The organism is Stenotrophomonas sp. TWI169 (assembly GCF_039674705.1).
In the GTDB taxonomy this organism is placed as follows: domain Bacteria; phylum Pseudomonadota; class Gammaproteobacteria; order Xanthomonadales; family Xanthomonadaceae; genus Stenotrophomonas; species Stenotrophomonas maltophilia_P.
The window spans coordinates 260779-287486 of record NZ_JBDJOB010000001.1; the positions used below are offsets into that span (position 1 = coordinate 260779).

The 26708-nt window shown below is 66.4% G+C and carries 25 protein-coding genes; 13 read left to right on the top strand and 12 right to left on the bottom strand.

What is annotated here, in order from left to right:
- The first annotated feature begins 26 nt into the window (after positions 1 to 26).
- Positions 27 to 230 carry a hypothetical protein gene (locus tag ABE543_RS01075; protein ID WP_065176077.1) on the top strand — a complete coding sequence of 68 codons (204 nt, stop codon included), beginning with the start codon at positions 27 to 29 and terminating at the stop codon, positions 228 to 230.
- A gap of 35 nt (positions 231 to 265) precedes the next feature.
- Here the strand turns inward: ABE543_RS01075 and ABE543_RS01080 are convergent, their stop codons facing one another.
- The gene (locus ABE543_RS01080) at positions 266 to 571 is read right to left on the bottom strand and encodes a hypothetical protein (protein ID WP_154582308.1); all 306 of its coding nucleotides are present in this window, start codon (positions 569 to 571) and stop codon (positions 266 to 268) included.
- Between the two features lie 434 nt (positions 572 to 1005).
- Here ABE543_RS01080 and ABE543_RS01085 point away from each other — a divergent pair, with 434 nt between their 5' ends.
- The 12 genes from ABE543_RS01085 to ABE543_RS01140 all read left to right on the top strand — a co-directional run bounded on the left by ABE543_RS01085 (position 1006) and on the right by ABE543_RS01140 (position 13525).
- Complete coding sequence (locus tag ABE543_RS01085) at positions 1006 to 1371, top strand: hypothetical protein (protein WP_193395816.1); 366 nt, start codon at positions 1006 to 1008, stop codon at positions 1369 to 1371.
- Positions 1372 to 1543: 172 nt separating this feature from the next.
- The gene (locus ABE543_RS01090; RefSeq protein ID WP_346475145.1) at positions 1544 to 2287 is read left to right on the top strand and encodes a CS1 fimbrial subunit B flags: Precursor; all 744 of its coding nucleotides are present in this window, start codon (positions 1544 to 1546) and stop codon (positions 2285 to 2287) included.
- 68 nt (positions 2288 to 2355) lie between these two features.
- Positions 2356 to 2853: a CS1 type fimbrial major subunit gene (locus tag ABE543_RS01095; RefSeq protein ID WP_346475146.1), complete on the top strand. Its 498-nt coding sequence runs from the start codon at positions 2356 to 2358 to the stop codon at positions 2851 to 2853.
- An 83-nt stretch (positions 2854 to 2936) separates the two neighbouring features.
- Positions 2937 to 5468: a TcfC E-set like domain-containing protein gene (locus ABE543_RS01100; RefSeq protein WP_346475147.1), complete on the top strand. Its 2532-nt coding sequence runs from the start codon at positions 2937 to 2939 to the stop codon at positions 5466 to 5468.
- Positions 5465 to 6688, top strand: a complete 1224-nt coding sequence (locus tag ABE543_RS01105; protein ID WP_197600015.1) for a hypothetical protein — start codon at positions 5465 to 5467, stop codon at positions 6686 to 6688. Before ABE543_RS01100 ends, ABE543_RS01105 begins: the two co-directional genes overlap by 4 nt.
- Before the next feature lie 81 nt (positions 6689 to 6769).
- A complete protein-coding gene (locus ABE543_RS01110) occupies positions 6770 to 7366 on the top strand; it encodes an NADPH-dependent FMN reductase (protein WP_053515860.1) in 597 nt (198 codons plus the stop codon).
- Between the two features lie 11 nt (positions 7367 to 7377).
- On the top strand, positions 7378 to 8061 hold the full coding sequence (locus tag ABE543_RS01115; RefSeq protein ID WP_346475148.1) for a hypothetical protein: 684 nt from the start codon (positions 7378 to 7380) through the stop codon (positions 8059 to 8061).
- Positions 8062 to 8122: 61 nt separating this feature from the next.
- Entirely contained in the window at positions 8123 to 9031 is a 909-nt protein-coding gene (locus ABE543_RS01120; protein WP_346475211.1) for a lytic murein transglycosylase, read from the top strand.
- A 120-nt stretch (positions 9032 to 9151) separates the two neighbouring features.
- Positions 9152 to 10411, top strand: a complete 1260-nt coding sequence (locus ABE543_RS01125; RefSeq protein WP_346475212.1) for a serine hydrolase domain-containing protein — start codon at positions 9152 to 9154, stop codon at positions 10409 to 10411.
- A 59-nt stretch (positions 10412 to 10470) separates the two neighbouring features.
- Complete coding sequence (locus ABE543_RS01130) at positions 10471 to 11511, top strand: alpha/beta hydrolase (protein WP_263174315.1); 1041 nt, start codon at positions 10471 to 10473, stop codon at positions 11509 to 11511.
- Positions 11512 to 11543: 32 nt separating this feature from the next.
- Positions 11544 to 13025, top strand: a complete 1482-nt coding sequence (locus ABE543_RS01135; RefSeq protein WP_346475149.1) for a porin — start codon at positions 11544 to 11546, stop codon at positions 13023 to 13025.
- Positions 13026 to 13102: 77 nt separating this feature from the next.
- The gene (locus ABE543_RS01140; protein WP_053515935.1) at positions 13103 to 13525 is read left to right on the top strand and encodes an H-NS histone family protein; all 423 of its coding nucleotides are present in this window, start codon (positions 13103 to 13105) and stop codon (positions 13523 to 13525) included.
- A gap of 9 nt (positions 13526 to 13534) precedes the next feature.
- Here the strand turns inward: ABE543_RS01140 and ABE543_RS01145 are convergent, their stop codons facing one another.
- From ABE543_RS01145 to ABE543_RS01195, 11 genes are all read right to left on the bottom strand, one after another.
- A complete protein-coding gene (locus tag ABE543_RS01145; RefSeq protein WP_346475150.1) occupies positions 13535 to 14587 on the bottom strand; it encodes a sialidase family protein in 1053 nt (350 codons plus the stop codon).
- 5 nt (positions 14588 to 14592) lie between these two features.
- Positions 14593 to 16152: a sodium/sugar symporter gene (locus tag ABE543_RS01150; RefSeq protein ID WP_346475151.1), complete on the bottom strand. Its 1560-nt coding sequence runs from the start codon at positions 16150 to 16152 to the stop codon at positions 14593 to 14595.
- Entirely contained in the window at positions 16149 to 17084 is a 936-nt protein-coding gene (locus ABE543_RS01155; protein ID WP_346475152.1) for an SMP-30/gluconolactonase/LRE family protein, read from the bottom strand. Before ABE543_RS01155 ends, ABE543_RS01150 begins: the two co-directional genes overlap by 4 nt.
- Positions 17081 to 17845: an SDR family oxidoreductase gene (locus tag ABE543_RS01160; RefSeq protein ID WP_262218155.1), complete on the bottom strand. Its 765-nt coding sequence runs from the start codon at positions 17843 to 17845 to the stop codon at positions 17081 to 17083. Before ABE543_RS01160 ends, ABE543_RS01155 begins: the two co-directional genes overlap by 4 nt.
- A 5-nt stretch (positions 17846 to 17850) precedes the next feature.
- On the bottom strand, positions 17851 to 18999 hold the full coding sequence (gene dgoD, locus ABE543_RS01165) for a galactonate dehydratase (protein WP_065182278.1): 1149 nt from the start codon (positions 18997 to 18999) through the stop codon (positions 17851 to 17853).
- Positions 18996 to 19631, bottom strand: coding sequence for a 2-dehydro-3-deoxy-6-phosphogalactonate aldolase (locus ABE543_RS01170; protein WP_065182277.1), 636 nt, complete (start codon positions 19629 to 19631; stop codon positions 18996 to 18998). The genes dgoD and ABE543_RS01170 overlap by 4 nt, the downstream gene beginning before the upstream one ends.
- 10 nt (positions 19632 to 19641) lie before the next feature.
- A complete protein-coding gene (locus tag ABE543_RS01175) occupies positions 19642 to 20364 on the bottom strand; it encodes a FadR/GntR family transcriptional regulator (RefSeq protein ID WP_262218153.1) in 723 nt (240 codons plus the stop codon).
- Positions 20365 to 20457: 93 nt separating this feature from the next.
- Positions 20458 to 23169, bottom strand: a complete 2712-nt coding sequence (locus ABE543_RS01180; RefSeq protein ID WP_346475153.1) for a TonB-dependent receptor — start codon at positions 23167 to 23169, stop codon at positions 20458 to 20460.
- Positions 23170 to 23244: 75 nt separating this feature from the next.
- The gene (locus ABE543_RS01185; protein WP_346475154.1) at positions 23245 to 24393 is read right to left on the bottom strand and encodes a cellulase family glycosylhydrolase; all 1149 of its coding nucleotides are present in this window, start codon (positions 24391 to 24393) and stop codon (positions 23245 to 23247) included.
- 116 nt (positions 24394 to 24509) lie between these two features.
- On the bottom strand, positions 24510 to 25652 hold the full coding sequence (locus ABE543_RS01190; protein WP_253118501.1) for an aldose epimerase family protein: 1143 nt from the start codon (positions 25650 to 25652) through the stop codon (positions 24510 to 24512).
- 104 nt (positions 25653 to 25756) lie between these two features.
- Positions 25757 to 26686 carry a 2-dehydro-3-deoxygalactonokinase gene (locus ABE543_RS01195; protein ID WP_346475155.1) on the bottom strand — a complete coding sequence of 310 codons (930 nt, stop codon included), beginning with the start codon at positions 26684 to 26686 and terminating at the stop codon, positions 25757 to 25759.
- Between the last annotated feature and the right edge of the window lie 22 nt (positions 26687 to 26708).

Sequence of the window (26708 nt, forward strand, 5' to 3'; positions counted from 1 at the left end):
CTTAACTCGTAGTCCGGGGGAGCGGAATGACCATTGAACTGGATGCCTGCGTAGCCGGAGTGCTTGCACGGTTCGCTGCACTGGATGTCGAGCAGCAGCGGTGGTTCCTTGATTCATTGAACGGCTACATGTATGCGTCCGCGCCGCAGCGGAGGCAGCTGCGCAGCACGTGGGAGAACCATCGTCACGACGAGGTGGGCGGTCGCAGCGCCGTGCCCCGGCAGGCCTAGGCGACCACGCGGGTGGAGTGGGGCGCCCGCACACATCATCGCTGTTCCGTGACGCCCACGATCTGCACCGATTCCCGATACAGTGCAGCAACGCCGGACCTCGCCGCGCTTGCCTGCTCCAGTAGTGTCTCTTCCACGGGCAGAAGCCCGGAGCGACATGCCTGCACCACGTCCTTGCACTCCATCATCATCCACTTCGTCTGACTGTCGTCCATCACGATTCTCGACAGCACGCGCGAGGCTTTGCGCAGTGCGATCTCCCGCGATGTCGCATGGGCACAGACGTAGGCGTAGAGCGGGGGCGCGAGGCCATGGCGATCACGCCGCAGGTCGAACTTCATCAGAAAGCACACACGCATCCGAACACCGCATCTCCGGCCGGGTCAAACGGCGCGCCATCGCGCCGACAGTGCAACTCCAGCGGGTTTCGCTGCAGTGCAATATGGCAACAGTGCAATCAAGTCCGCGTTCTTTCCATAGAACTTTTATCAATCATTCGTTGCCGAGCTGGCCGGACAGGGCGATCCGCGCTGAACTTCGGAGTTGTTCGATTGAGTGCTCCAGCCGGCGGACATAGCATGGACGGCGCGCCGGCGCAGGAAGCGGCGAGGGGGCTGTTACCTACATGGACCATGTCGAGGGGGTCAAGACGATGTTCGCAGCGGGAGCCGGAGTACTGTCGGATCTGCGTCACTGCCTGTGCCGGGACTCCGCAACGATGCCCCATGATGAAGGTGCCATCCTGGGGCCGTCATCTGCATCGGAAGAGGCAGGCGTGCGCAGCCACATTGCCTTCCTGTGCCGATTCCCCGATCGCGATGTGCCGGTGATCACCAGCCGGTTCATGGGCCGGTCACTGACGGTAAGCATCGGGCTGGAGCCCCGTGGCGTCGGTCACGCAGGAAGGCAGGGCGCCGGGGCAGAGCAGCGTGCGCTGCGCAGCGCGTGCGGCCGCGGTCGCATCCATACCGTTGCCATATCCACACGCACCGCCGCTCCGATCACCCTGCACGGCATGTTCCGTTCGGTGCCCGATGGCGAAGGCGTGATGATCCTGTGCGCCGACGATGCGGTCCGCCAGCATGTGATCGCTCTGATGGGCCTGTCGAACCACTGTTCCAGCTGCGGCGCGACCCGCTGATTCCCTGTTACAGCGCGCGCAGTACACGAAGCTGAGCCGTTCATCCGCGCGGCCCGGGATCTCGAATTATTCGGAATAGTTGCATACCCAGGCAGAGTATCCGTCCCTATCGTAGCGCCCTTCGATGAAGAGGGTGTCGGCAACGCCGCACCCCGACCTCAAGGAAGCTCCGATGAAACGCCTCATTCTGCTGGGCGCAGCACTGCTGTTGCCCGCGTTCGCCAGCGCCGAAATGCCGTCGATCCACGTCGGCGCCATGTACGAGTACCTGTTGCCGGACCAGGGCGCATTGCTGAAGCGTGTCCGCAACAGCGGTGACGCCACGGCATTCGTGCGTGTGCAGGTCACCGAGGTGCGCTACACGGAGGACAACACGCCTTACGAGGTCGATGTGGAGCCGGGTGTGTATGGCGGTGGTGGCAATGCCCTGATTGCCAGCCCTTCGCGCCTCATCGTTCCGCGCCAAGGGCAGCAGGCCACGCGGCTGCTCTTCCACGGCAATCGTGACAAGGAGCGCTATTACCGCGTCCGCTTCGTGCCTGTGCTGCCGAAGAAGGAGGACGAGTTCGCACTGACCGAGGCGCAGTCCGAGGACTATCGCCGTTCCATCGCGGCCGGCGTCAACGTGCTCACCGGTTACGGCGTCTTCGTCATCGTGCATCCGGAAGCGCCGTCGTCCGATCTGCGCACTGATCGCCAGGCCGACCGCACCGTGGTGCACAACGCGGGCAACAGCACCGTGGTGCTCGACAACGTGCGCCAGTGCAGCACCGGCACCCAGCCCGGGCAATGCGGAGCGTCGCGCAGGGTGCATCTGTTGCCCGGACGCAGCGAGGCATTCGCACATCTGCCTGGCCAAGACCATCGCTTTGAAATCGTCGAGGGGAAATCCCGCAAATCCGTCCTGCTCGACTAGCAGCTTCCTCTGAAGCTGCGCCCACCGCCGCACACGTCGGCATTTTCCAACCCTGGAGCAATATTGCAATGAACCTGAAGTCCATCACCGTGGCCGCCCTGGCCGCCCTTGCCCTGTCGCCGGCCGTCGCCTTCGCCGATCCGGAGCAGTTCCCGCTGCAGATCAACGTCACGGCCACCGTGCCGTCGCCGACCGGCCTGCAGATTTCCCCGGTGGGTGACTGGGCCGGCGAAACCCAGGACCTGCCGTGGAACATGACCACGCAGCGCCTGGAGCCGGTGCAGAAGCAGATCGACATGAAGAGCGGCCTGGGTGCGATCACTGCGCACCTTGCCTACGACGCCAAGCTGGCGGCAGACGCCGGTGAAATGCCGATGACAGTTTCCGTGGCCGGCAAGACCCTGGACGTGGGCCCGGCCGCCGCCGTTGAAGTCGCGACTGAAGTCGAGGCTGCGGCTGGCAAGCGTGCCCTCGTGTCCATCGCAGCCGCGCCGGTCGGTGGCGACTACCAGCAGGGCAACTACAGCGGCACCGTTTCGATGATGTTCGAAAGCCGTTCGCCGTAAGCAAAGACCTGTGCAGAACGGGCGCGTCCGTTCCCCGCTGGTGCGCGGGCGCGCCCCTCAGTCTTACTCAACAAGAGAACATCATGTCTCCGCGTACCCTCCCTCTCGCCATTACCCTCGCGCTGTTCTGCAGCGCGCGTGCCGTGCTGGCTGCCGAGGGCGCGCTGGACACACTGAATCTGCTGGAGCAGTCCGATGCCCTGCCGGATGACTTCCGCGATCACTTCTTCGATGTGCCGCTGGTGGTCCGGGTAGAGCGGGACGGCGAGTATCTCGGCGACGCGCGCGCCGTGCTTACCCGCGACAACGCGGTGTCGTTGCTGGAGTTCACCGATGCGCACGGCAGCACCCAGCCCGAAGGCGAGCGCGAGCGTTGGCTGGCCGTGCTGGCCTCCCCTCATGCCCTCGGCCCGTGCACGAGGCCGTGCCGCGATGGGCTCGCCGGCCTGCACTACAGCCTCGAGAGCTCCCTGCTTTCAATCGCCTCCGAGGCGGCCGGCCAGGCGTTGGCGGTGCGGCGCCACCTGTCGCTGCCCGATTCCGGCAGCAGCGGCCTGATCCTGCGCCACCAGTTGAATGCCTACGGCGGAGAGGGCCAGCGGGCTGCCGGTCGCTACGCGCTCGCCGCACAGGGCAGCGTCGGCAACTGGACACTGGACGCCAGCTACCAGGCGGACCGCAGCGGCGAGGATGATCGTCGCGTCCGCCATGTCCTGCAGTCACTGCACGCGCAGCGTGAGTTCAAGGACCATTTCCTGCGTGCAGGATGGTTCCTCCCGAATTTCGACGGCGTTACACGGCAGCCCCGTGGCGCCGGACGCACCCGTTTCACCACCTTCGGGGTGATGGCCGGTTCGTCCGATACGCTGCTGGTCGACAGTCGTTCGCCCAGCCTGTACCCGGTATACGTGACTGCCAACCGCGAGGGCAGCGTCGAGGTCTACCGTGACGGTAGCCTGATCCTGACCCAGGCGGTCCGTCCGGGGCTGCAGCAGGTGGAGACGCGACGTCTGCCTGGCGGCATCTATGAAGTGGAACTGCGTGTGATCGAGGACGGACGCGAGACGTCACGCACGACATCCATCATCCACAAACCCACCCAGTGGCGCGATCCCAGCCGGCGTTGGCGCTACAGTGCCTTTGCCGGCGTGCAGGACAGCCTGCTGGACAGCTTCGATGATCCCGGCGCGGGCCGGCCTGCCGTGGGCGGCGTGGTCAACTATCTTGCGCATCCGCGTGCGGTGCTCGGTGTTGCCGTGCAATCCATCGGGAACGATCGCTCGCTTGCCGGTTCAGTCGACTGGCAGGTCAATGACTGGGCCAATGTCTACACGAACGCCTATACTTCCAACCGGACCGGAAAGGGCGTGGACCTGCAGGGCCTGCTGCGCTACCGCAATGGCAGCGTGGTCGCCTCGCATACGCGGAGCTGGCAGGTGCAGGGCGACCTCATCGAGCCTCCGCCGTTTCCCGGGTACACCAGCGCGCCCGTGCGCGAGGGCTGGTTGCGCACCTCCGCAGTCGGGGTCAATCACGGGTTCGGCCGGCATGGCCAGCTCTCGGCCCGGATCTCACACAGCCAGGGCATCAGCCGCGGCACCGGCTTCGACCTTTCATTCAGCCGTCGGCAGACGCTGTTCGGCAGTGACGCCAACTGGCGGGCCTCGGTCTTCGATCGCCCCGGCAGCATCAGCTCGGGCCTGCGACGCAATCGTGGCGTGGAGTTCACCTTGAACATCGCGCTCGGCCAGGATGGGCGCCGCTACAGTGGCAGCCTTGGCTCACGGACCGGGGCCCGGGGTGGCCGTGACGTCTACGCCAGCGCAGGCGTACAACAGCGCTTCGCAGACAGCATCGTGCACAGTGTCGCCGGGCAGGTCACCGTGGACAGCACCGGCATCGGCCTGGGCGGCAACGCCCACTTCGAGTCGGCTGCACTGCGCGGGGATCTCCATCTGCAGCGCTCTTCGCTGGACGGTGGTGTGAGCGGGGGCGTCAATCTGGAAAGTACGCTTGCCGTGGGCGGAGGCACCCTGGCGATCGCAGGCGACGGCCAGGCCAGCATGGTTGACACCGGCATGATCATCGATGTGCGTTCGGACCTGGCCGGCGCCACGATCCGCGCGCACGACAGCCGTGGCGGCTCCCACATCCTGCGCCCCGGCCGCAATCTGCTGCCGGTGTCCGCCTACAGGCCCGGGTCGATCCAGCTCGACTTCGATGATCACCATGCGCCTGCCGCCGCTATCCAGCCGTCGGTGCTGCCCTATCACCTCAACAAGGGTGGCATCGCCTACAACCAGGTCGATGTCGTCAGCACGATCACCGTGCTGGGTCACCTGCAGGATGCCCAGGGGCGGCCGTTGGCCGGTGCGCACGTGATCAATCATGCCGGGCGCAGTGTCGCCGAAGCCGATGGATTCTTCGCTTTGGAGATGAACAGCCGGATGCCGACGCTGGTCGTGCGTCATCCGGACATCAGCACGTGCAGTTTCGAGCTCGATGGCCGCACAACCCGGCCGCGAGGGGAGATGTGGATGGCCGGCATCCTCAGATGTCCACCTTCGGCCGTGGCCGCACAGACTGCGGCCGGCCATGCTGGAGAAGCCCCATGATGTTCCGTCTGCTGCGCCGCTTCCTTCGCCGGCTCACGCTCGGCGTGTCGATGCTGCTGCCTGCGCTGGCCGCTCAGGCGGGCGACGTGTACATCACGGCCGAGTTCAAGCCTGACCTGGCAAACCCCAACCAACGGGGATTCGTCAATACCACGCCGTGGAGCGGGGTCTGCGCCAATGCGCATATGGCGACCTGCATCGCCAACAACTGGTGGAGCATCGATACGACCGTCCGTGGCAGCAAGGAGGTAATCCGCAATGCGGACTACGGCCCGGACGGCTTCTATATCGGCATGCCGGCACCGCGCATCGTGACCGTTACGTCCGAGGATGGCGCCAGCAGTTTCGACCTCACCCTGCGGGTGATCGGCGCGGCGATGCGGTTTACCGACGAGGACAGGGACGGGGCGTCGAGCGGGTTCTACTCCAGCGGCGGACCGAACAACTGCTCGTATGGGGTGACAGGATCAAGTGCCTATACCGTCATGCGCATGCTCCTGCGCCGCGACGATGGACAGGGCGCCGTCGCCTGCGGCCTGCACTGGGTGAACACCAACAACTATGCCATTCCAGCACTGGATTTCGTCTATGCGCTGGAAACCCCGGCGCCGCTGGAGATGCGCAGTGGCATCTACACCGGTTCGACCCGCTTCTCGTTCGGGGGAACCGGGCAGGGCAGTGACTTCGACCTCGGGCACCGGGTATCCCTGTCCGACAGCCTGGTGAACGTGCATTTCCGCCTGGAGGTGCGCCATGCGTTCCGGTTGGATGTGGCCCCCGGCATGGATCACGCGGTGCTGGCGCCCAGAGGCGGGTGGAGCCAGTGGACCGACCATGGCATCGCACCGGCGCGGCTGCAGCAGGAAGTTCCGTTCCACATCAGCAGTTCCGGCCAGTTCAGTGTCTCGATGCAGTGCGAGCACCTGCAGGCAGACGGGCGCTGCGGGATCCGCAATACGAGCGTTGATGCCGATGACGTTCCGTTGGATGTCAGCCTGACATTGCCAGGTTTTCGTGATCGCGCGAGCGGCCGCCAGGTGGTGGATCTGCCGCTGCGGGTGAACCAGCCTCCGCCTGTATTCACCGCCGATGCCGTCATCATCGGGCGTTCGTCGACGCTTCGGTTCGCCGTGAACGGCGAGCCGGTACGGAAGATGCTGGATCACCCGGGCACCACGTATCAGGGCAGCGTCACCGTGGTGTTCGACGCAGATCCATAGCGCTGCGACGTGTGGTGTCTGGCATCATCGGCAGAGCATTCGGACGAGTGCTCTCCATCCGGTCCTTCCTGGGAACCTCTGATGCCTGACAATTTCGCCCCCCTGCGCGTACTCGCTTTCGCCGGCAGCCTGCGCCGGAACAGTTACAACCGGCACCTGATCGACGCTGCAACAGGCTCGGCGCCGGCCGGCCTGTCGCTGACCGTCCATGACAGCATCGCTGACATTCCGCTGTTCAACGAAGACCTGGAAGCAGACGCTGCGGGTGGTCCGGACGGCGTGATGCGCCTGCGTGCTGCGGTTGCTGCGGCCGACGGCGTGCTGATCGCCACGCCCGAATACAACCAGTCCCTGCCGGGCGTGTTGAAGAACACCCTGGACTGGCTGTCGCGCAACGATGCCGCGCTGGGTGAGGTGCTGTCCGGCAAGCCGGTCGCCATCATGGGCGCCACCCCGGGGCGGTGGGGCACACGGCTGGCGCAATCGCAGCTGCGCCACGCGCTGGCCGCGATGGGGGCACTCGTCATGACCTCGCCGCAGCTGTACATTGCCGAGGCGGCATCGGCACTCGACACCGCAACGAATGACTTCGATGACGCCACCCGCAAGCGGCTGCACCGCTTCCTGGAGGGGTTCCAGAGCTGGATTCACCAGTTGCGCGGGGAGCGCACGCCATGAACCACACTCGCATGAAACCGATTGGATGCCTTGCCCTTGCACTGGCCGCGATGCTGACCGGCAATGCCTGGGCCGAGTCAGACGAGAGCACCAAGCGCCCGTCGGCCGAGCAGTTGCAGCGGCTGATTGTCGACCGCTCGCCGCAGACTCGCGTCGAACGTCCTGACAGCGAGCGGATCACAGCCCGCCGCATCGACATCGTGGATGACAAGGGCGTGATCCGCATGACGCTGTCGGGGCAGACGCCGGCACCGATCATCGATGGCATCCAGTACAAGCGCGCGTTCAACGTCGCGGGCATGGTGCTGTACGACGACAAGGGCAGTGAGCGCGGCGTGTTCGGCACCGCTGACATCGAGGGCGGGATGGCCGTGCTGGCGCTGGATCACCCGGCCATGGATGCGATCGGCTGGCGGGTATCGCCCGATGGCGAGGTCCGCTTCTCGATCAACCAGGCACCGCCGCCGATCCGCGATGCCGCACTGGGCAACAAGCTGGTACCGGGGGTGCAGGTTCCGACGCGTATCCAGATGGTGGTGGGCGCCGACGGCACGCCGGCCATCGCCTTGAATGACAAGCAGGACCGGACCCGCCTGCGCCTGACCGTCACTGCCGAAGGCCATGGTGCCATCGAGTTCCTCGATGCACAGGGCAGGGTGGTGCATACGCTGGCCCCGGAAGCCGGTGCGCAGTAGACGCCGGACGCGGCGGTCGATGGCATCGGTCATCTGCAGATGGATCGCCGGTGGGCTGGCAATGGCCTTGCTGGCGACAGCCGCACAGGCGGAGACTCGGGCGCGCGCGCCCGTCGTGCGAACCGATGATGTGACACGCTTCTTCGCGGTGATGGACGCCAGCGGTGGCAGGCCGGATGCATTGTTGCTGCAGCGCCGCTATCTGGAGCCGGGCAGCGATGCGCTGCATCAGTTCAGCGAACTGCGTATCGGCTCGATGCAGCGGCTCGCCGATGCAATCCAGCAGAAGCCGGCGCTGTATGTGAAGGCGCGCACGTGTGCTGCGGCACTGCTGGGCATCCGCAGCGGAGTGACCCGTGCGCTGCGGAATCTCGGCGATATCGTGCCGTCGGCCCGTTTTGCTCCGGTCACCCTCCTCGTCGGACGGGGCACCACCGGTGGCGTTACCACGCCCGACGGCGTGGTGATCGGCCTGGAGACACTCTGCAACGCGGACTGGATGCAGGCCGATGTGACGGAACGCTTCGTGCACCTGATCGCGCACGAGTATGTGCACGTGCAACAGCACGGCGCCGCTGTTGAAGTACCCGCGCCTACGCTGCTGTACCAGACGCTGCTGGAGGGCGGTGCAGAGTATGTGGGTGAACTGATCTCCGGGCAGCCCGCCAACAGCCATCTGCAGCGCTGGACCGCAGGGCGCGAATGCGCCCTGGAACGGGAGTTCGTCGCGCAGCGCGACAGCACCGACCTGTCGCGGTGGCTGTACAACGGCCCTGGCGACGACACCCGCCGCGGCGATCTGGGTTACTGGATCGGGCAGCGCATCGCGCGGACGTACGTCAACCGCGCCGACGACAGGCAGAAGGCCATCGCCGAGCTGCTGGATGTAAGGCCCGAATCCGCAGAGGCGCTGTTCAGCGCCAGTGGTTGGACGCCGGCGTGCGTTCCCGACAGTACCGCGGCGCGGTAGGCAGGTCGTGCTGAAGCCATGACTTCAGGCACTGCAGGCGATCTGCCTCCATCGCCACTCTGACCGCATGTCCCAGGAAGGAGCATTGCCTTGTCTGCCATCCGACACGTGGCGTCCGTATTGCTGGCGTTCGCGCTGTACTGTCCTTTCGCCGAGGCCAGGCAGTCGCCTGCCGATGTGCTGGCGGATATCGAGCGTAACGGGCGTGCTGCCCATTCCGACGCTCTGCTGATCCAGAAGGACGGTGTTCCACTGCTGGATGTGGCCTCGACCAGCGAGCCGATTCACCTCATGTCGGCCACCAAGTCGATCATGGCGCTGGCGATCGGCCTGCTGCTCGATGACGGGAAGCTTGCGTCGCTGGACGAACCGGTCAGTGCGATCTATCCGGAATGGCGCCAGGGCCAGAAGCGGGACATCACGGTAAGGATGTTGCTGCAGCATACCTCCGGCCTGCAGAACGTTCCCAACGCGGGGGTCGAGCTGGAATCCGCGCCGGATCTCGTGCAGCTCGCGCTGGCAGCGGAAATCACGTCCGCGCCCGGCAGCGCGTTCTCCTACAACAACAAGGCCACCAATCTTCTGCCGGGCATCATTGCCCGCCTGGCCGGCCAGCCCGTGGATGCCTATCTGGAGGCGCGCCTTTTCAGGCCCCTGGGGATCACGCGCTACGACTGGATGAAGGATGAAGCGGGCACGCCCTTGGGCATGGCCGGGCTCTCCCTGTCAGCCCGGGACCTGGCCGCCATTGGTCAGCTGATGCTCGATGGCGGCGTGGCCAAGGACGGAACGCGCCTGATGAGCGAACACGCGATCTCCTTGATGACCGTCGAGAGTGCGCAGTCTGCGGACGTCGGACTACTGTGGTGGCGGCTGCCGGAATGGGAGCGATACACGCTGCGGAATGATGTGCAGCGCACGCTCCGGGAGCGCGGCGTATCTGACCGGCTTCAGCATGCGCTGCTGGCGGCGGAAGGCAGCACCTTTGCCAGCAAGTCCGCGCTGATGGCGCATCTCAGCCAGCAGCTGGGCGACGATTGGCAGCCGTTGTACGCCACCGAGATCACCGGCCGCGGGCTGAAGATCGCTGATCTTTTCCAATCCCAGCGTGGTCCGGTCAGCGCCTACGCCGCCAATGGATATCTTGGCCAGCACCTGGTGGTCGTACCGGAGCAGCGCATCGTCGCGGTCCGGCTGATCCAGCGCAGGGAAAGCCATGCCTTCCCGGTCGACGATTACGCCACGTTTCCAGCGGAGATCATTCGCCTGGCGAAGTCGATGCCTGCGTTGGCTGCGCCCGCCACGGGCATCGGCGGGGCGCAGGATGATGTTGCAGTGCACACAGAAGTACGCAGCACAGCTAGTCCCATCCGGCTATAGGAGCCCAGCGCCGCTCGACGCACACTTCGTCCCGTGAAGGCCGAAGGGAGGGGCGTGAGATGAGTCTGTACATGGGGAGACTGCGCAGGCTGGCAGTGCTTTTGTTGCTGCTGAATCCCTTGCTTGCGGGTGCGGCGCCGGCGGCATCGTCGGTGCCTGCACCCGAGGTGGTTCCGCTGTGGCCGCAGGACCACTGGCAGCAACGCGCGCGTGGCCCGGAACGGATCGGGATCGAAGGCAGTGCGAAGGGTGCGGTCTCGGGCATCAGCGATGCGCGCATGGAAATCTATCGCCCGCTGAAGCCGAACGGCTCCGCGGTGGTGATCTTCGGCGGTGGCGGCTACTTCCGGATCCAGATCGGCAGCGCCGCCAAGCCGACGGCGCAGTGGCTGCAGTCGCTGGGGGTCACGGCTGCGGTCGTCTACTACCGGCTGCCTGCCGATGGATGGGCACCTGTCTCGCCCTTCCAGGATGGCCAGCGCGCCATGCGGCTGATGCGCGCACAGGCGCCCAGCCTGGGGGTCGATCCGGAGCGCATCGGCGCGTTGGGCTTTTCCGCTGGAGGCAACCTGGCCGGGATCGTCGCCACGCGCTTCGATGCCCCGTTGTATGCGCCGGTGGATGCGGCCGACCAGCTGTCGGCGCGGCCGGATTTCCTCGGCATGATCTATCCGGTCGTTTCAATGCGTGCGCCGCTGGACCAGACCCGGTCGAAGCGGGAGCTGGCGAGCCAGAACGACGCCCAGCAGGCGTATTCGGTCGAAGAACACATCCGCAAGGACATGCCGCCGGTGTTCCTGGCCCAGGCCGTGGATGACCGCATCGTGGATGTCGGCCACAGCGTGGCGATGTACCAGGCCGCGCATGCAGCGGGTATTCCGGTGGAGCTGCATCTGTTCGAGGCCGGAGGCCACAGCTGGGGGCTGGGCCGGCCCGGCACATTGGTGGCGCAGTGGCCGCGGCTCTTCGCCAACTGGGCACGCAGCCACGGCTACCTCGGGCCAGCGCCTGCGCGGCTGCCCCCGAACGGTGGCCAGGCGATGCCGGCCGCTGCACCTCAGCCCCAGCCTGCGCTGGACGACGATGGCGCGGGCGACTGAGCCGCGCACCGTACTTCATTCGGGAGAACTCCATGAATTCACTGAAGCGTGCCGCGCTCGCCGCGGCTGCCGGCGGCGGCCTGTTGCTGGCGTCACCCTCCGTGCTGGCCGCGGCCAGCGATACCGAAGCCGGGTTGCGTGCACAGGTGCAGGAGCAGGCCAGACAGCTGCGCGAACAGGCAACCCTGCTGCAGCAGCTGAGCGCACGCCTGGCTGCGCTGGAAGGGGGAACGCAGGGCGCTGCCGCAGTGCCCGGCAGCGACGCCAACGTTGACGCGCAGGTAGCCGCCGCAATCGCCGACACCCGGCAGGACGACCTGGCCATTCTGCAGGCACAGGTGGCCCAGCTTGCCGCGACCGGTGGGGGAGGCGATGGCAATGTGCGCTGGCGCAAGGGTGGCCCCGAGCTGCGCAGCAGTGATGGCCGGTTCACCTTCCATCCCCGTGGCCGCGTGCTGGTGGATTTCAGCACCACCCACGGTTCCGGATTCGATGCGCGCAACGTCACCGGCACCGATCTGGCCAGCGGCCGCCTGGGCGCAGAGGGACAGATGGGACCGCTGGGCTACAAGATCGATGCGGACTTTGCTGGCAACGAGGTATCACTGAAGGACACCTACCTGTCCTGGGACACGCGGATGGGAGGGCTGCCGACAGAGATCTACGTGGGCAACAAGCTCAAGGACCGTGGCCTCGACGGTGGCACCAGTGGAGTGAACACGCCTTTCATGCAGCGCAATGCCGTGGCCTCGGTGGGCGCCCAGCAGAGCGGGTACTACGGACTGGGCGTCACCACCAAGGTGATCGGCGATGGCTGGCATGCCAGCGTCGCGGTGACCGGCGACGATATCGGCAATGACAGCACGGCCAGCGACACGATTGCGTATCTGCTGCGCGCGCACTGGAACCCGCTGCGTGGCCAGGCCGGCTTCCTGCACCTGGGCGGCTGGTACTGGTACGAGGATCTCGGCCAGGACGTCGGCAGCATCAACAAGACCTCGCCGATCGCACTGGGCTGGAACGGCAACGTGCGCGTATCGGCCAGTTCCATCGCCAACGTCACCGACAACCGCGCCTGGGGCCTGGAACTGGGTGGGGTGTACGGCCCGGTGTGGGCCTTTGCCGAACACACCACGCGCACCATCGAGTCGCGCACGGTCGACCCGGTCGACCAGCAGGCCACATCGATCTACGCAGGCTGGCTGATCACCGGTGAGCGCCCTGGATTCAGCAGCCGCTCCGGGGTATGGGGTACCACGCGCGTACTTCGCCCCGTGCAGGAAGGCGGCATCGGCGCCTTCGAGCTGGCGGCCCGCTATGACCGCTACGACTTCCTTGATGCTGCCCGCGGTGGCGAGGGCACGGCATGGACGCTCGGGCTGAACTGGTACCTCAACAACTGGTCACGCCTGATGCTGAACTACGTTCACTGGAAGACCGACAACAAGGTGGGCACTGCCCAAGGGCCGGATTCCGGCAATACTGTCGGCGTACGGGCGCAGGTCTCGTTCTGAGCCCGGCCGCCGATCCGGGTGCGGCATCCGCGGAGCATCCCTTGACAGGCCACGGCGCCACCACCACGCTGCGTGCCATGCATATCGATATCAAGGCGCTGGACGAGCGGCAGCTGAAGGCACTCATCGCGGCCGCCGAGCGGCGGCTGCAGCTGCTCGCACAGCGACGTTCCGCGGCCGTCGTCAGGCGTGAGCTGGTCGCCGCCGCCGCAGAATGCGGTTATTCAATCGAGGAACTGTTCGCCGGCGCCAGCGCGGTGTCCGTACCTGCGGGCGGCGCTTCCCGCAGGCGCCGGAAGACAGGCAAGGTCGCACCCAAATATCGCGACCCCGAGAACCGGCGGAATACCTGGACCGGTCGCGGGCGCATGCCGCGCTGGCTTGCGGACAAGACCCGGCACGGTCGCAGCGCGACCGATTTCCTGATTCCGGGCCTGGCCAGGCCGACGACGGGCAAGGATGTGGTCATCGGGCGCAGGAGTGTGTTCAAGCAGAAGTGATGGGCGCCCCTAGTAGCTCCCGAAACGGATCTGCACTGCGCCGTCCACCACGTTCACGACGCCGATCTCCGCAGGGCCGAGCTCGACCACGGCGGGCCAGGAATGGCGGAAACCCAGCGGCCATGCGGGAGGCGTTACCGTGCGCCAGCTCGATCCGCTGTCCTCGCTCCAGCTGACTTCGTTCAGGCACGAGGTCACGAACATTACCCCGCGCGTACTGGTCATGACGTGGGGGCCGCAGCGCTGGTCGGCGAGCGGCGTACCGAGGCCGGCCGGCCAGGTCCGCCCGTCCGTCGAGACCTTGTACGACACCGGGCATTGCGGATCATCGCCGCAGGTCTCGAACACCATCAGGTAGCCACCGGCGGGGCGGCGTGCCATGACGGGCATGCCGGGCCGGAGCTGCCCACCGCCGGGCTGTTCGGCAATCGTCATCGCAGGTCCCCAGGTGCGCCCGCCATCGTTGGACAGTCGCTGTGAAACGACCTGATTGTAGGACGGATGCTCATCGGCGCGGGTTTCATCGGCATACACCACCGACAGCGTGCCGTCGTCCAGGCGCGTCAACACCGGCTCCCACACGCCGCGGTCCTTGCGCCCGTTCGGTGCCTCGTTGCCGGCGAGGGTGCTCAGGAAGGTCCAGTGTCCTCCCAGGTCGTCGCTGGCATAGAGATGCAGCCGGTAGGAGACGCCTTCGACCAGGGAACGCATCGCCAGCAGCACACGCCCCTCCGGCAGCACCAGCAGTTCGCCGTTGTCGATCATCCGGCCGGGCTCGGCCACGTCGGACCAGGGCGCCCAGCTGCGGGCCCGGTCACTGCTGATCGAGAGCTGCAGGGTGGTCGGCTGCCCTTCATTGAAGCGCGTGGTCACTGCCAGCCAGCGGCCATCCGGCAGCTGCGCCAATCGCCCCCAGCCCGCGTTGCGGGCGGCCACGGTGGCGGTGCCGGTCCATGTGATCTCCGCTGCGTGCAGCACAGAGGCGAACCCGCTCACGGCCAGCAGGGCCAGGCAGCGCATACCACTGCGCAGAACGAATGCGTGTCGGACAGTCAGGCGCATCCAGGTCACCAGTAGGTTGCGTAGAGGGCCACCAGGATCGCCAGCACCGCCAGCGAAGCGATGTTGAACGATGGGGCGGTGGCATAGCTCACATCGTCGGTGCGGATACGATCACGATCGCCACTGGCGCGGGTGCCCAGCGCGACGCCTACGCCCAGCAACAGCGTGACCAGGAACACCACACCCATGCGGTCCATGAAGGGCAGCGAGGGCCACAGCAGCTTCAGGGCCAGCGACAGTACGAAGGAGCCGACCGCCGCAGCCAGCGCACCGGCTTCGTTCGCACGCTTCCAGAACAGGCCCAGCAGGAAGATCACCACGATGCCGGGGGTGAAGAAGCCGGTGAACTCCTGGATGTACTGGAAGCCCTGGTCGAACCCGCCCAGCAGTGGGCGCGCGGTCAGCACCGCCACGATGATCGACACGGACGCCGCGAACCGGCCGACACGCACCAGTCTGGCTTCCGAGGCATCGGGCGCGCGCTTGGCATAGAAGTCGAGCGTGAAGATGGTGGCGACGGAATTGATCTTCGATGCCAGCGACGCAACGATGGCGGCCACCAGCGCGGCGAACACCAGGCCCAGGATGCCGCTGGGAAGCAGCGCCAGCATCGTCGGGTAGGCCGCGTCCGGGCGTTCCAGGCCGGGGGCGAGCATGACCGCGGCGATGCCGGGCAGCACCACGATGGCCGGAATGAGCAGCTTCAGGAACGCAGCGAATACCACGCCCTTCTGCGCCTCACGCAGATCCTTGGCGGCCAGTGCGCGCTGGATGATGTACTGGTTGAAACCCCAGTAGCTGAGATTGGCGATCCACATGCCGCCCAGCAACACCGACAGCCCCGGCAGATCCCTGTAGAACGGGTTGTCCTTGCTGAGGATCATTTCAAAGCGTTCGGGATGCTGCTGCCACAGCTGCATGAAGCCGTCGGTGACGCTGCCGTTGCCGATCTGGCCCAGCGTGATGAAGGTGACCAGCAGTCCACCCAGAACCAGCAGCGAGACCTGCACGATGTCCGTAAGCGCGACCGCCTTCAGGCCGCCATACAGCTGATAGGCCAGTGCGAAGGCGCCCAGCAGCACCAGCGCCACGTCCTGGTTGAGGCCTGCCACGCCGGCAATGGCGATCGAACCCAGCCACAGGATCGAGGTGAGATTGACGAATACGTACAGGCCCAGCCAGAACACGGCCATCAGCGTGCGGATGCGGTTGCCGTAGCGCTCCTGCAGGAACTGCGGCATGGTGGTGATGCCGTTGCGCAGGAAGATCGGCAGGAACCATTTGCCGACGATCAGCAGGGTGATCGCCGCCATCCACTCATAGGATGCGATGGCCAGGCCGATGGCATAGCCCGAGCCGGACATGCCGATGATCTGTTCGGCCGAGATGTTGGCCGCGATGAGGGAGGCACCGATCGCCCACCACGGCAGGCTGCGGCTGGCCAGGAAGTAGTCCTGGGCCGACTTCTGCCGGCCGGCCTTCTCGCGGGAAACCCACTGCGCGAGGATGAAGATGCCAGCCAGATAGGCCAGCACGATGCTGATATCCAGGGGGGAAAGGCTCATGGAAGCTCCGCGATGGGTCCGCGCTGTGGGCACGGCGGCACGTCGTTGGGGTTGCCGGCGAACCGGGGTTCGGGAACGCCGGCGATGCCGGCGTCGGTGGCGAACAGATGGCCGGCGAAGGGGTCGCGCGCGCGCGCGGCCGCGTCCAGGCCGTCGTGCGCGCTGGTGATGAACATCGTTCGCAGCATGCTGCCGCCAAAGACCGGGCGGGTGGGCTGCGCGACCGGGACGGAAAGCGTGCGGTCCTGCCGGCCATCGGGCCGGTAGCGCACCACGCGCGAACCGCCCCAGCGGGCATTCCAGAGTCCGCCTTCGGCATCGACCACACTGCCATCGGGCTCGCCATCCTCGGCCCGCAGATCGGCGAACACAGCTACCGCTCCCGGGCTGTCGCCGTAATCGCAACGCAGGATCTGCTTCTGCAGCGAGTCGCAGAAGTACATCGTGCGGCCGTCCGGACTGAACGCTACGCTGTTGGCAATCGCCACGGTCGGTAGCGGAAGCGTCTCGAGCACGAGCTCGGCGGTGAGCCTGTAGAAGGGTGCGACGGCCTGCTTCGGACCGTTCGTGGGCTCATGCAGCATGCCGAACACGAAACGGCCCTGGCGGTCACAGGCGCCATCATTGGCGCGCAGACGCGCCCCTGTGTCGGGCAGCACAAGCACGTCACGCAGCTCGCCGCGCGCCGGATGGAAGAATGCCAGCCGCGACGCCAACGCCAGCAGCAGCCAGCCTTCGGCTTCGCACAATGCCAGTGCGGCCAGCCGCTCCGGCATCGGCCAGCGGGTGAGCGCGCCGTCACCGGGGCGATAGCGCCACAGCTGCGCCTGCGCGATGTCGGTCCAGTACACCACCGATTCGCGATCACACCACAGCACGCCTTCGCCCAGGGTGTTTGCGGCCGGCACCGCGACAGTGGCGGACCCGCTCACACCCAGCCTCCGTCGATGATGAAGTCCTGGCCGGTACACATGCGGCTGTCATCGGCGGCCAGGAACAGGGCGGCGCGCGCCAGGTCATCCGCGCGCAGATAGCCCGGCAGGCATTGCGCACGACGCAGCTGTGCTTCGCCCTCCGCGTCCAGCCACAGCCGCTGCTGCTTCTCGGTGATCACCCAGCCCGGTACCAGCGCATTGATGCGGATGCGGTCCTGCCCCAGTTCCCGGGCCAGGCCGTTGACCAGGCCGTGGACCGCGGATTTGGCCACCGCGTACAGCGGATACCCGCTGTTCTTGATCATCCAGCCCGTCGAACCCAGGCAGATGATCGAACCGCCGCCGAGGGCGCGCATGTCCGGCACCAGCGCCTGGATGGCGAAGTACTGGTGGCGCAGGTTCACCGCCATGCTGCGTTCAAAGTCCGCGATGCCGGTGTCGGCCAGGGCATGACGGGCATCGTTGGCGGCATTGTTGACCAGCACCGAGAACGGTCCAGCCAGGATGCGCGCGTGGGCGATGGCGGACCGGAGTGCCTCGATATCGGTGATGTCGCAATGCAGATAGCGCGGGGCAGTCGCAACGTCGCGCAGGCTTTCCAGCAGCGCTTGGGCGCCGCTGTCGTCGATGTCGAGAAAGACGACCTTCGCACCCTGCCGCGTGAAGTGCTCGACGAAGGCGGCGCCGATGCCGGTGGCACCACCGGTGATCAGCACCGCGCGGTTCTCAAGGCTGGGATAACGTGCCTGATCGGTCATGGCGCTCACCACTCGGCCACGCTGCCATCGGCATGGCGCCAGATGGGGTTGCGCCAGCGGTGGCCTTCGGCGGCTCGCTCGTCAACGTAGGCCTGGTTGATCTCGATGCCCAGCCCCGGGCCGTCGGGAATCCTGACGAAGCCTTCCCTGTACTCGAAGGGCGCGCGGTCCACCAGGTAGTCCAGCAGATCGTTGCTGGCGTTGTAGTGGATGCCCAGGCTCTGTTCCTGGATGAAGGCGTTGTAGCAGACCGCATCCAGCTGCAGGTTGGCCGCCAGCGCGATCGGGCCGAGCGGGCAGTGCAGAGCGATGGCGACGTCGTAGGCTTCGGCCATGGCCGCGATCTTGCGGGTTTCCGTGATGCCACCCGAGTGCGATGGATCCGGTTGCAGGATGTCCACGCCACCGGTCTGCAGTACGCGCTTGAAGTCGAAGCGGGAGTACAGGCGTTCGCCCAGCGCGATCGGCGCAGGCGAAAGGGCGGCCAGTTCCGGGATGGCTTCCAGGTGCTCGGAAAGCACCGGCTCTTCGATGAACATCAGCCCGAAGGGCGCCAGCTCGCGCATCAGCACCTTGGCCATCGGCTTGTGCACGCGGCCATGGAAGTCCACGGCCACTCCCACATCGCGGCCCACCGCATCGCGCACGGCCTGCACGTTCTCCAGTACCCGCGTGACCTTGTCATGGCTATCGACGAACTGCACTTCCTCGGTGGCGTTCATCTTCACCGCAGTGAAACCGCGTGCCACGGCGTCGCGGGCGGCACGGGCGGTGTCGGCCGGCCGATCGCCGCCGATCCATGAGTACACGCGGATGCGGTCGCGCACGGGGCCGCCCAGCAGGGCATGCACCGGCACGCCCAGTGCCTTGCCGTGGATGTCCCACAGCGCCTGGTCGATGCCCGCCAGTGCGCTCATCAGGATCGGACCACCACGGTAGAAGCCGCCACGATAGAGCACGTTCCAGTGGTCTTCGATGTGCCGGGGGTCCTTGCCGACCAGATAGTCGGACAGCTCTTCCACGGCCGCCGCCACGGTGTGCGCGCGTCCTTCGACGATGGGCTCGCCCCAGCCGCAGATGCCGGCGTCCGTATCGATGCGGACGAACAGCCAGCGCGGGGGCACCAAGTAGGTCGTGATGGCAGTGATCTTCATGCGGGGGAGTCCGTGTTCGTTCTGTTCCAGGCGTCGATGAACGCACGCGCGCGGCGTGCGACGTCGTCCGCGGGGGTCTTGGGGGCATACAGGGCGGAGCCGATACCGAAGCCGGCGGCACCTGCCTGGCGGTAGGCGGCCATGCGCTCCGGGGTGATGCCGCCGACGGGCAGCAGCGGCGTGCCGGCGGGAAGCACGCTGGACCACGCCTTCAGCACCGGGGGGGGCAGTTGTTCGGCGGGAAACAGTTTCAGTGCATCCGCACCGGCCCGCAGGGCAGCGAAGGCTTCCGTGGGCGTCGCCACGCCGGGCGTGCAGACCATGCCGCTGGCGTGGGCGGCGGCAATGACCTCCACGTCCGCGTGCGGCATCACCACCAGCCGGCCACCGGCATTGTTCACGTCCTGCACCTGCGCGGTGGACAGGACGGTGCCGGCACCGATCAGGCAGCGATCGCCGAGCTGCTTTGCGAGCAGTTCAATGCTCTGCAGCGGCTGCGGCGAGTTCAGCGGGACTTCCAGGATGTGGAAGCCGGCCTCGGCCAGCGCCGCGCCGATGGCGGGCGCTTCCTGCGGGGTGAGCCCGCGCAGGATGGCAACCAAGGGGAGGGGTTGCATCCAGGCGGTGCTCATGGTGTTTCCTTCAGCGTGGGGGTTTTCTGGACTGCCGCGCGCCCTTCAGATTGGCGCGGGAGTCGGCAATCATGTCCAGCATGGCGGCGCGCGCCGCGTCCGGCTGCTTCTGCCGGATGGCGTCGTACACGTCGAAGTGGCGCGGCAGCGAGTACTTGAAGTCCTGCGCGGTCTGCGCCGAGAGCAGGAAGAAGGTGCCCAGCGCCGCGTCGATGACCGAGAACAGGGATGCCAGCAGTTCGTTGTTGGTGGCTTCCAGCACGCTCTCGTGGAACATCAGGTCGGCCTTGGCCCACGCATCCTGGTCCGGTGCATCGGCCATGGCCTGGTACGCGCTCTTGATCCTGGCCAGCTGCGCGGGCGAACGCCGCTCGGCTGCGGAAGCCGCGGCCGCCGGTTCGATCACCTCGCGCATCTCCACCAGCTTTTCCACGAAGTCCTGGGTGGGCATCAGCGCGCAGCGCCACGCCAGGATGTCGCTGTCCAGCTGCTTCCAGTGACGCGGGTCGCGCACCCGCGAACCGGTTTTCTGCCGGGTTTCGATCAGCCCTTTGGAGCCCAGCACCTTCAGGCCCTCGCGCAGGGCGGAGCGGCTGACGGACAAGGTCTGTGACAGCAGCTCTTCCCTGGGCAGGAATTCGCCCGGCTGAAGTGCGCCGCTGATGATCCGCTGCCCGATCTCCTGGGCCACTTGGTCGTAGAGGTTGCGTACCTCGATCGGTTTCACAGGCATCCCTTTGGCTTGGTGCACCGCAGGCTGCGGTCACTCCTATTATCCGACAAAAGGACGGGTGCAGGGTGTGAGGCATGTGGGGGAGCGTCCTCATCAGAGCTTGAACCGGAAGCCCATGCCCAGGGTCTTGTCCTGGTAACGGATGTCGCGCGGCCGCGTGTTGCCGCTGCCCCAGTACTGGTGCAGGTTGTTGCCCAGCAGGTTGGTGGCCGAGAACACCACCGTGGCGCGCGGGGTCACGTCGTAGCTGATCGAGAAGTCCAGCGAGCTGGCCGGCTCGACCTGGTCTTCCGTTCCGGCGACCGTGGGCTGGGTGAAGAAATCGATGTACCGGCTGCGGTAGCCGTAGGCCAGGCGCGCACTCAGGCCGAAGTTCTCGTAGAACAGCACGGCGTTGTAGTTGTTCTTCGAGACGTTCTGCAGCGGCCGCGAGATCACGGGCCCGCCAAGGAACTCCGGAGACTTGGTATCGCCTTCGATGTAGGTGTAGTTGAACTGCGCACCCAGGCCGCTCCAGGCGCCGGGCAGGAAGTCGAAGGTCTGCTGGTAGGCCAGCTCGACACCCTGCAGATGGCCGCTGCCGGCGCTCTGCGGGGATGACAGCTCGTAGTCCTCCCCGGCGATGACCACATTGGTGATGTAGTTCTGGATGTAGCCATCGATGTCACGATAGAACACGCCCGCACTGACGTAGCCCACCGGGGAGAAGTACCACTCCAGCGACATGTCGTAGTTGGTCGACTTGATCGGGCTCAGGTCGGGGTTGCCACTGCTGGCCACGCCCGCACGGTTGACGGTGCCGGGATTCAGCGAGATCGACGGGTTCAAGGCACCGAAGTCCGGATAGCTCAGTGTCTTGGCCGCCAGCACGCGCAGCTGCCAGGCATCGTTGAAGTGCAGGTTCAGGCTCGCGTTGGGCAGGGCATTGGTGTCCTGCGTGCTGCGGGTGATGGCACTGTAGACACCCGTGCCCGCGTCGAACGAGAAGGCGTTGAGTTCACGCTTGATCTTCTCCGCACGCACGCCCACCAGGCCATCCACGCGCAGGCCGCCCAGCTCGAAGTCGTACTTCGCCTGCAGGTAGCCGGCGCTCTTGCGTTCTTCGATATCGAAGAAGCGGCCGGGATTCTCCGCCGCCAGTCCGTCCGGCAGACCGTAGTAACGGCGCAGCGCGTCGGCGTTGTCGATCAGGTAGTCGTAGCAGGGCGTCAGGAACGACTGGCTCAGTGCGGAGTTGCCGCGCTTGCTGCAGAAGAAGCTGCTGGCCGGGAACAACCCCACCACCTGGTTGGCCGGGTTGGGCGAGGCGGTGATGTTGCCCGTACCGGCACCGCCTGGCGGCGGCGTGCTGATTTCCACGCTGCCCTTGGCGCTGGCGGTACGGTCGGCATAGCGCAGGCCGAACTGGAGGTTGGCGATCGGGCCGTCGAGGAACTCGAACGTTCCGTCGCCGCGCCAGCTGTTTTCCTCGCCGCGCGACTCGCCCCAGGTCTGGAACAGGCCATTGAGGTAGAAGCGCGACGGATCCATGGCCGGGTTGCCGGCCAGGTGCCAGTTCTGGTGCTTGCCCGAGGTGCCGTCCCATACGGTGGTGATCGGCCCGGCCAGGAAGGTGTCGATGATGAAGTTCTCATCGCGGTAGTAGCCGGACGTACGGGCCACTTCGGTGGACAGCCGCAGCTGGTCGCCGCGCCACTTGAAGCCCAGCGCGTTCTGGGTGTCCTGGCCGCGCTGCTTGTGCGCCTGGGTGCTGCTGGCGGCATAGCTGTCGCCGGTCCATGTACCTGCGGTGGCGTCGCAGATGGTCTGGCCGGACAGCGGCCCATCCAGGCGGTTGGCATAGCAGTTGTCGCCGACCTGCAGCCCCGTCGGCGGCACCACCCCGACCGGGAAACTGAACAGGAACGCCTGGTCATAGTCGTCTCGCACGAAATCATAGAGGCCCTCGACATAGACCTCGGTGCGTTCGCTGGGTTTCCACTGCAGGGCATAGTTGAACGCACTGCGCTTGCGGTCGCCATGGTTGTAGTTGGTGCCCCAGCCATTGGGGGCGGCGATCAGGTTGCCGTCATCGGTACGTGCCGGCGTGCCATCCGGATTCTCCAGCACCTTCGGGAAGTCACCCCACACCGCATCGTACGCATAGCGCTTGCCGACATAGCCGAAGTTGACCATGGCGCCGATCTCGCCGGCATCGGTGTCCCAGCGGTTGCTCAGCAGCAGGCTGGCGGAGGGATCGATGTCGCCACCGTACTTGCTGTGCGTACCGGTCACGGTGCCGGCGATCTCCGCACCGTCGAAATCCAGCGGGCGGCGCAGCTGGATGTCCACCAGGCCCGCGATGCCGCCCAGTGGCAGGCTCGCCTCGCTGCTCTTGTAGACGTTCAGGCTCTTGATGGCGGTGGCCGGCAGGTTCTGGAAGGCGTAGCCGCGGCCGGAGCTGCTGAAGATCTCACGGCCGTTGAGGGTGCTGATCACGTTCGGCAGGCCGCGGATCACCACCCCGGTGGTCTCGCCCTGGTTGCCCTGCGCCACCTGCACGCCGGTAACGCGCTGCAGGGCGTCGGCCACGCTGTTGTCGGGCAGCTTGCCGATGTCTTCGGCAACGATCGAATCGACGACCATCTCCGCCTCCTGCTTGATCGACTGGGCGGTCTGCAGGCTTTGGCGCAGCGCGGTCACGGTGACCGTGTCCAGGTTGACGGCCTCCTGCGAGCGGGCCTCCTGCGCCTGCACCAGAGAGGGCAGGGCGAGGGCCGAAAGGATGGCCAGGGAAAGCACGGTGCGGGAAGAACGAGCGGTCATGGCGGTATCTCCGGATTCCGGAAAGCAGTCGCGGTTGAGTGGCGCGCCCTAAATCGAAGGCGGGCGCCAGTAGGGTCAGAAAGCGGGAACGGAGGTGCGCGGGGTCTTGGCCAGCCTGCGGAACAGCTCGGCTTCGCGTGCCCGGTAGGGCGTGCCGTCGGCCTTCAGCAGATCGTGGAACCACACGGTGGGGGCTTCCATCGTGTAGGGGCGCTGCCAGCTGTCCCACGGGAAGCGGGTCTGGATCGCGCCGTCCACGAACCCCCAGTTGATCATGCCGATGTTCTCGCGGCGGGCGATCGGAAGGATCGTGTCCACGTTCGAGCCTGCGCCGCGTGCCAGCCATTCGGTGCAGATCAGCGGGCGGCCGTACCTGCGCAGCTGTGCAATGCGGGCAACGAATGCCTCCGGCTGCTCGTAGTTGTGGAAGGTGATCACATCCGACTGCTCCAGCTGCGTGCGCTGGATCGCGGTGAGCGATGCGGCGCCCGGCGACCAGTCATCGCCGATCCACACGCCGCTGGTGAGCGGCTGCACCGGCTTCTTCGCGCGTGCCCAGTCGAAGATCTTCGGCAGCAGTTCGGCGATGCGTTCCTGCTCGTCCGGCAGCTGCTTGTCCATGTAGTTGCCACCCCCGGGGTTGTCCGGCTCGTTCCACAGGTCCCAGGCCAGCACGCGCGTGTCATTGGCGAAGTGACCGATCACGCCCTCCACATAGGCCTGGAAGTGCGCGTCGTTGGCGCGGTCCACCAGCATGTGGCGGCTCGGGCTCTGCACCCAGCCGGAGTTGTGCACGCCGGGAATCGGGCGGCGCTGCGGGCCGAGCACCGGATCCGGGTCCCAGCAGCTGTCGAACAGCACGAGCATCGGGCGGATGCCGTTCTTCTCGGCGATGGACAGGAAGGTGTCGATGCGCTTCAGCAGGCCCTGCGGGTCCTGCTGCCACAGCAGGTCATGCAGGTAGACGCGCATGGTGTTCATGCCGAACTGCTCGTGCGCCCAGCGGAGTTCGCGGTCGATGGCTGCCGGATCGAAGGTCTCGGCCTGGAACATCTCCAGCTGGTTGATGGCGTTGGAGGTGGTGTAGTTCGCGCCCACCAGCCACTGCTGTCTGGAATACCACGCGTCGGCTTCGGCCGGGGTCCAGCGTGCGGCGTCGGTCGCATGCGCCATCGGTGCGACGGCGAGCAGCGTTGCCAGCAAAGGGGTAAGCCACTTTCGCATGAGATGCATCTCCTTGGTTCATGAGCTGCCCGTCCTGGCGTGAGCCAGGAGGCGGGCGGTGCGTACTGCGTCGGATTGCCGGTGCCGTGGGCGACCGGTGTGCCAGCTGCGCGGGATCAGCGGCCGGGCGGTGTGCGGTCGGTCGAGAAGTCGTAGACGATGCGGTTCACGTAGGTCTCGCCCGGGGCCAGCCGCGCCGAGCCGAACGACGGCTGGTTCGGTGTGTCCGGGAACAGCTGCGGTTCCAGCGCGATGGCATCGCCCTGGCGATAGACACGGCCACTCTTGCCCACGGTGCTGCCGTCGAGGAAGTTGCCCGAATAGAACTGCAGGCCAGGCTGCGTGGACAGCACGGTCATCACGCGGCCCGAGCGCGGGTCGTGCACGCGGGCGACTTCGCGCGGCTCGCGCGTGGGCGATCTGCTGATGACCCAGTTGTGGTCGTAGCCGCGGCCATGCAGCAGCTGCGGCTCATTGCCCTGGCGCAGGTCGCGCCCGATCGGCTTGGCCGTGCGGAAGTCGAAGGCGGTGCCTTGCACCGGCTGCAGCACGCCCGTGGGAATCAGGCTCGCATCCACCGGCGTATAGGCGCTGGCCGGAATGGTCAATTCGTGATCCATCGCCGAGCCGGAACCCTCGCCGGACAGATTCCAGTATGCGTGGTTGCTGAGGTTGACGATGGTCGGTGCATCGGTCGTGGCGCGGTACTCCACCTCCAGCCGGCCATTGCCCTTCAATGCGTAGGTTGCCGTGACCGTGAGCGTGCCCGGATAACCCTGGTCGCCGTCAGGGCTGACATGCTGCAGGGTGGCGTGATCGGCGGCGGCGTCGACGATCTTCCACACCACCTTGTCGAAGCCGCGGGTGCCGCCGTGCAGGCTGTTCGGCCCATTGTTGACCGGTACCTGATAGGTCCTGCCATCCAGGGTGAAGCGACCCTTGGCGATGCGGTTGGCGAAGCGGCCGACGATCGTGCCGAAGTACTGCGGATTGTCGAGCGTCGCCTTGAGCGTCGCGTCGCCAAGCAGTACATCGGCGTATGCGCCATCACGGTCCGGCACTTCCAGTGAATGCAGTGCAGCGCCCAGCGTCAGTACCGTGGCCTGCATGCCGGTGCCGTCACGCAGCAGGATCGACTCCACCACGGTGCCATCGGCCGTCCGGCCTACCACAGCGCGTTCCTGTGCCTGACCTGCGCCCACTGCAGACAGTGCCAGTACGCCGATCAGCCCTGCCGTCTTCCCCTTGCCAGCACGCATTGCTCAAGACCCCTCTCGATGTCGTGATGCGCACAAAAACATATAATCAGACAATACGCACGTTGCGACGCAGCACGTGATCGGACCGCCGTGCCCACCCGTGGTCAACGCGCAGTCGCGGTCATCGCGTGCAGTGCGGAGAAGCCGCACACCACGGCGTCGGCGGACGCCACCGCGTGCGTGGCGATGCCGATTTCCGACAGCGCCGCCTGGTACAGCCGGGTGACCGGTCCGGAGCCCACCAGGGGCACCGACGCCGACCTCAGCCCGGGGAACAGCGCCAATGCGTCTGCAATCTCCGCACCGGCCAGCAGTCCGCGCAGGTAAGCGCTGGTCGCCGTGCGCGGCAGGGTGCCGCGGATCATCCGTGCCCGCACACCGAAGAGCAGCGCACCCAGGCCCAGTCGGCGGTCGGCGCCTGCATGCACACCCTCGGCGAAGGCCGGTCCTGGCTCACCCGGTCCGTCCAGCACCGAGGCAAGCAGGCCGCCACTGGCCAGTCGATCGAACAGTTCGCCGGACATCGAGGTCATGAAGCTCTGCACCTGGCCGTCGATCAGCTGGATCCACTTGGTATGCGTACCCGGCAGCGCCACGATGGCATCGGGGCCGACATCGCCGCCGCGCAGCAGCCCCAGCAGCTCGGTCTCCTCGCCGCGGAGCACGTCCGGCATGCCATCCACGGGGCGCACGCAGGCCATGCCGGGCACGATGCTCACGGACAGCCCGCCGATCCGGGTCGGCACCAGCTGCTGCGCGATCGAGGCAACACCTGCAGGGCACTCCACGTAGCCGGCATCGATCCAGCCGACATTCGACCCGATCATGCCCGCCGCATAGGCGTGGCGTGCAGCCGGCCAGCGTGCGCGGATCGTGTTGGCGGCCACCACCATGTCGTCACGGTCCAGCGTGGCCACGCCCGCGGGCATTTCATGGGCATCAAGCCGCTCACCGTTGGGTCCGATCAGATAGGCGCGCAGATTGCTGCTGCCCCAGTTGATGCCGATGATGCTGTCGGGGTGTTCCTGCTGCATGGTGGTTCCTCGGAGCGATGGT

Bases quoted from the DNA above. Each gene is read 5' to 3' on its own strand.
- ABE543_RS01130 (WP_263174315.1), top strand. From the start codon at position 10,471: ATGAGTCTGTACATGGGGAGACTGCGCAGGCTGGCAGTGCTTTTGTTG.
- ABE543_RS01105 (WP_197600015.1), top strand. From the start codon at position 5,465: ATGATGTTCCGTCTGCTGCGCCGCTTCCTTCGCCGGCTCACGCTCGGC.
- ABE543_RS01180 (WP_346475153.1), bottom strand. From the start codon at position 23,169: ATGACCGCTCGTTCTTCCCGCACCGTGCTTTCCCTGGCCATCCTTTCG.
- ABE543_RS01075 (WP_065176077.1), top strand. From the start codon at position 27: ATGACCATTGAACTGGATGCCTGCGTAGCCGGAGTGCTTGCACGGTTC.
- ABE543_RS01100 (WP_346475147.1), top strand. From the start codon at position 2,937: ATGTCTCCGCGTACCCTCCCTCTCGCCATTACCCTCGCGCTGTTCTGC.
- ABE543_RS01115 (WP_346475148.1), top strand. From the start codon at position 7,378: ATGAAACCGATTGGATGCCTTGCCCTTGCACTGGCCGCGATGCTGACC.
- dgoD (WP_065182278.1), bottom strand. From the start codon at position 18,999: ATGAAGATCACTGCCATCACGACCTACTTGGTGCCCCCGCGCTGGCTG.
- ABE543_RS01110 (WP_053515860.1), top strand. From the start codon at position 6,770: ATGCCTGACAATTTCGCCCCCCTGCGCGTACTCGCTTTCGCCGGCAGC.
- ABE543_RS01190 (WP_253118501.1), bottom strand. From the start codon at position 25,652: ATGCGTGCTGGCAAGGGGAAGACGGCAGGGCTGATCGGCGTACTGGCA.
- ABE543_RS01160 (WP_262218155.1), bottom strand. From the start codon at position 17,845: ATGACCGATCAGGCACGTTATCCCAGCCTTGAGAACCGCGCGGTGCTG.
- ABE543_RS01080 (WP_154582308.1), bottom strand. From the start codon at position 571: ATGAAGTTCGACCTGCGGCGTGATCGCCATGGCCTCGCGCCCCCGCTC.
- ABE543_RS01175 (WP_262218153.1), bottom strand. From the start codon at position 20,364: ATGCCTGTGAAACCGATCGAGGTACGCAACCTCTACGACCAAGTGGCC.
- ABE543_RS01120 (WP_346475211.1), top strand. From the start codon at position 8,123: ATGGCCTTGCTGGCGACAGCCGCACAGGCGGAGACTCGGGCGCGCGCG.
- ABE543_RS01090 (WP_346475145.1), top strand. From the start codon at position 1,544: ATGAAACGCCTCATTCTGCTGGGCGCAGCACTGCTGTTGCCCGCGTTC.
- ABE543_RS01145 (WP_346475150.1), bottom strand. From the start codon at position 14,587: ATGCGCCTGACTGTCCGACACGCATTCGTTCTGCGCAGTGGTATGCGC.
- ABE543_RS01140 (WP_053515935.1), top strand. From the start codon at position 13,103: ATGCATATCGATATCAAGGCGCTGGACGAGCGGCAGCTGAAGGCACTC.
- ABE543_RS01150 (WP_346475151.1), bottom strand. From the start codon at position 16,152: ATGAGCCTTTCCCCCCTGGATATCAGCATCGTGCTGGCCTATCTGGCT.
- ABE543_RS01195 (WP_346475155.1), bottom strand. From the start codon at position 26,686: ATGCAGCAGGAACACCCCGACAGCATCATCGGCATCAACTGGGGCAGC.
- ABE543_RS01095 (WP_346475146.1), top strand. From the start codon at position 2,356: ATGAACCTGAAGTCCATCACCGTGGCCGCCCTGGCCGCCCTTGCCCTG.
- ABE543_RS01135 (WP_346475149.1), top strand. From the start codon at position 11,544: ATGAATTCACTGAAGCGTGCCGCGCTCGCCGCGGCTGCCGGCGGCGGC.
- ABE543_RS01185 (WP_346475154.1), bottom strand. From the start codon at position 24,393: ATGCGAAAGTGGCTTACCCCTTTGCTGGCAACGCTGCTCGCCGTCGCA.
- ABE543_RS01170 (WP_065182277.1), bottom strand. From the start codon at position 19,631: ATGAGCACCGCCTGGATGCAACCCCTCCCCTTGGTTGCCATCCTGCGC.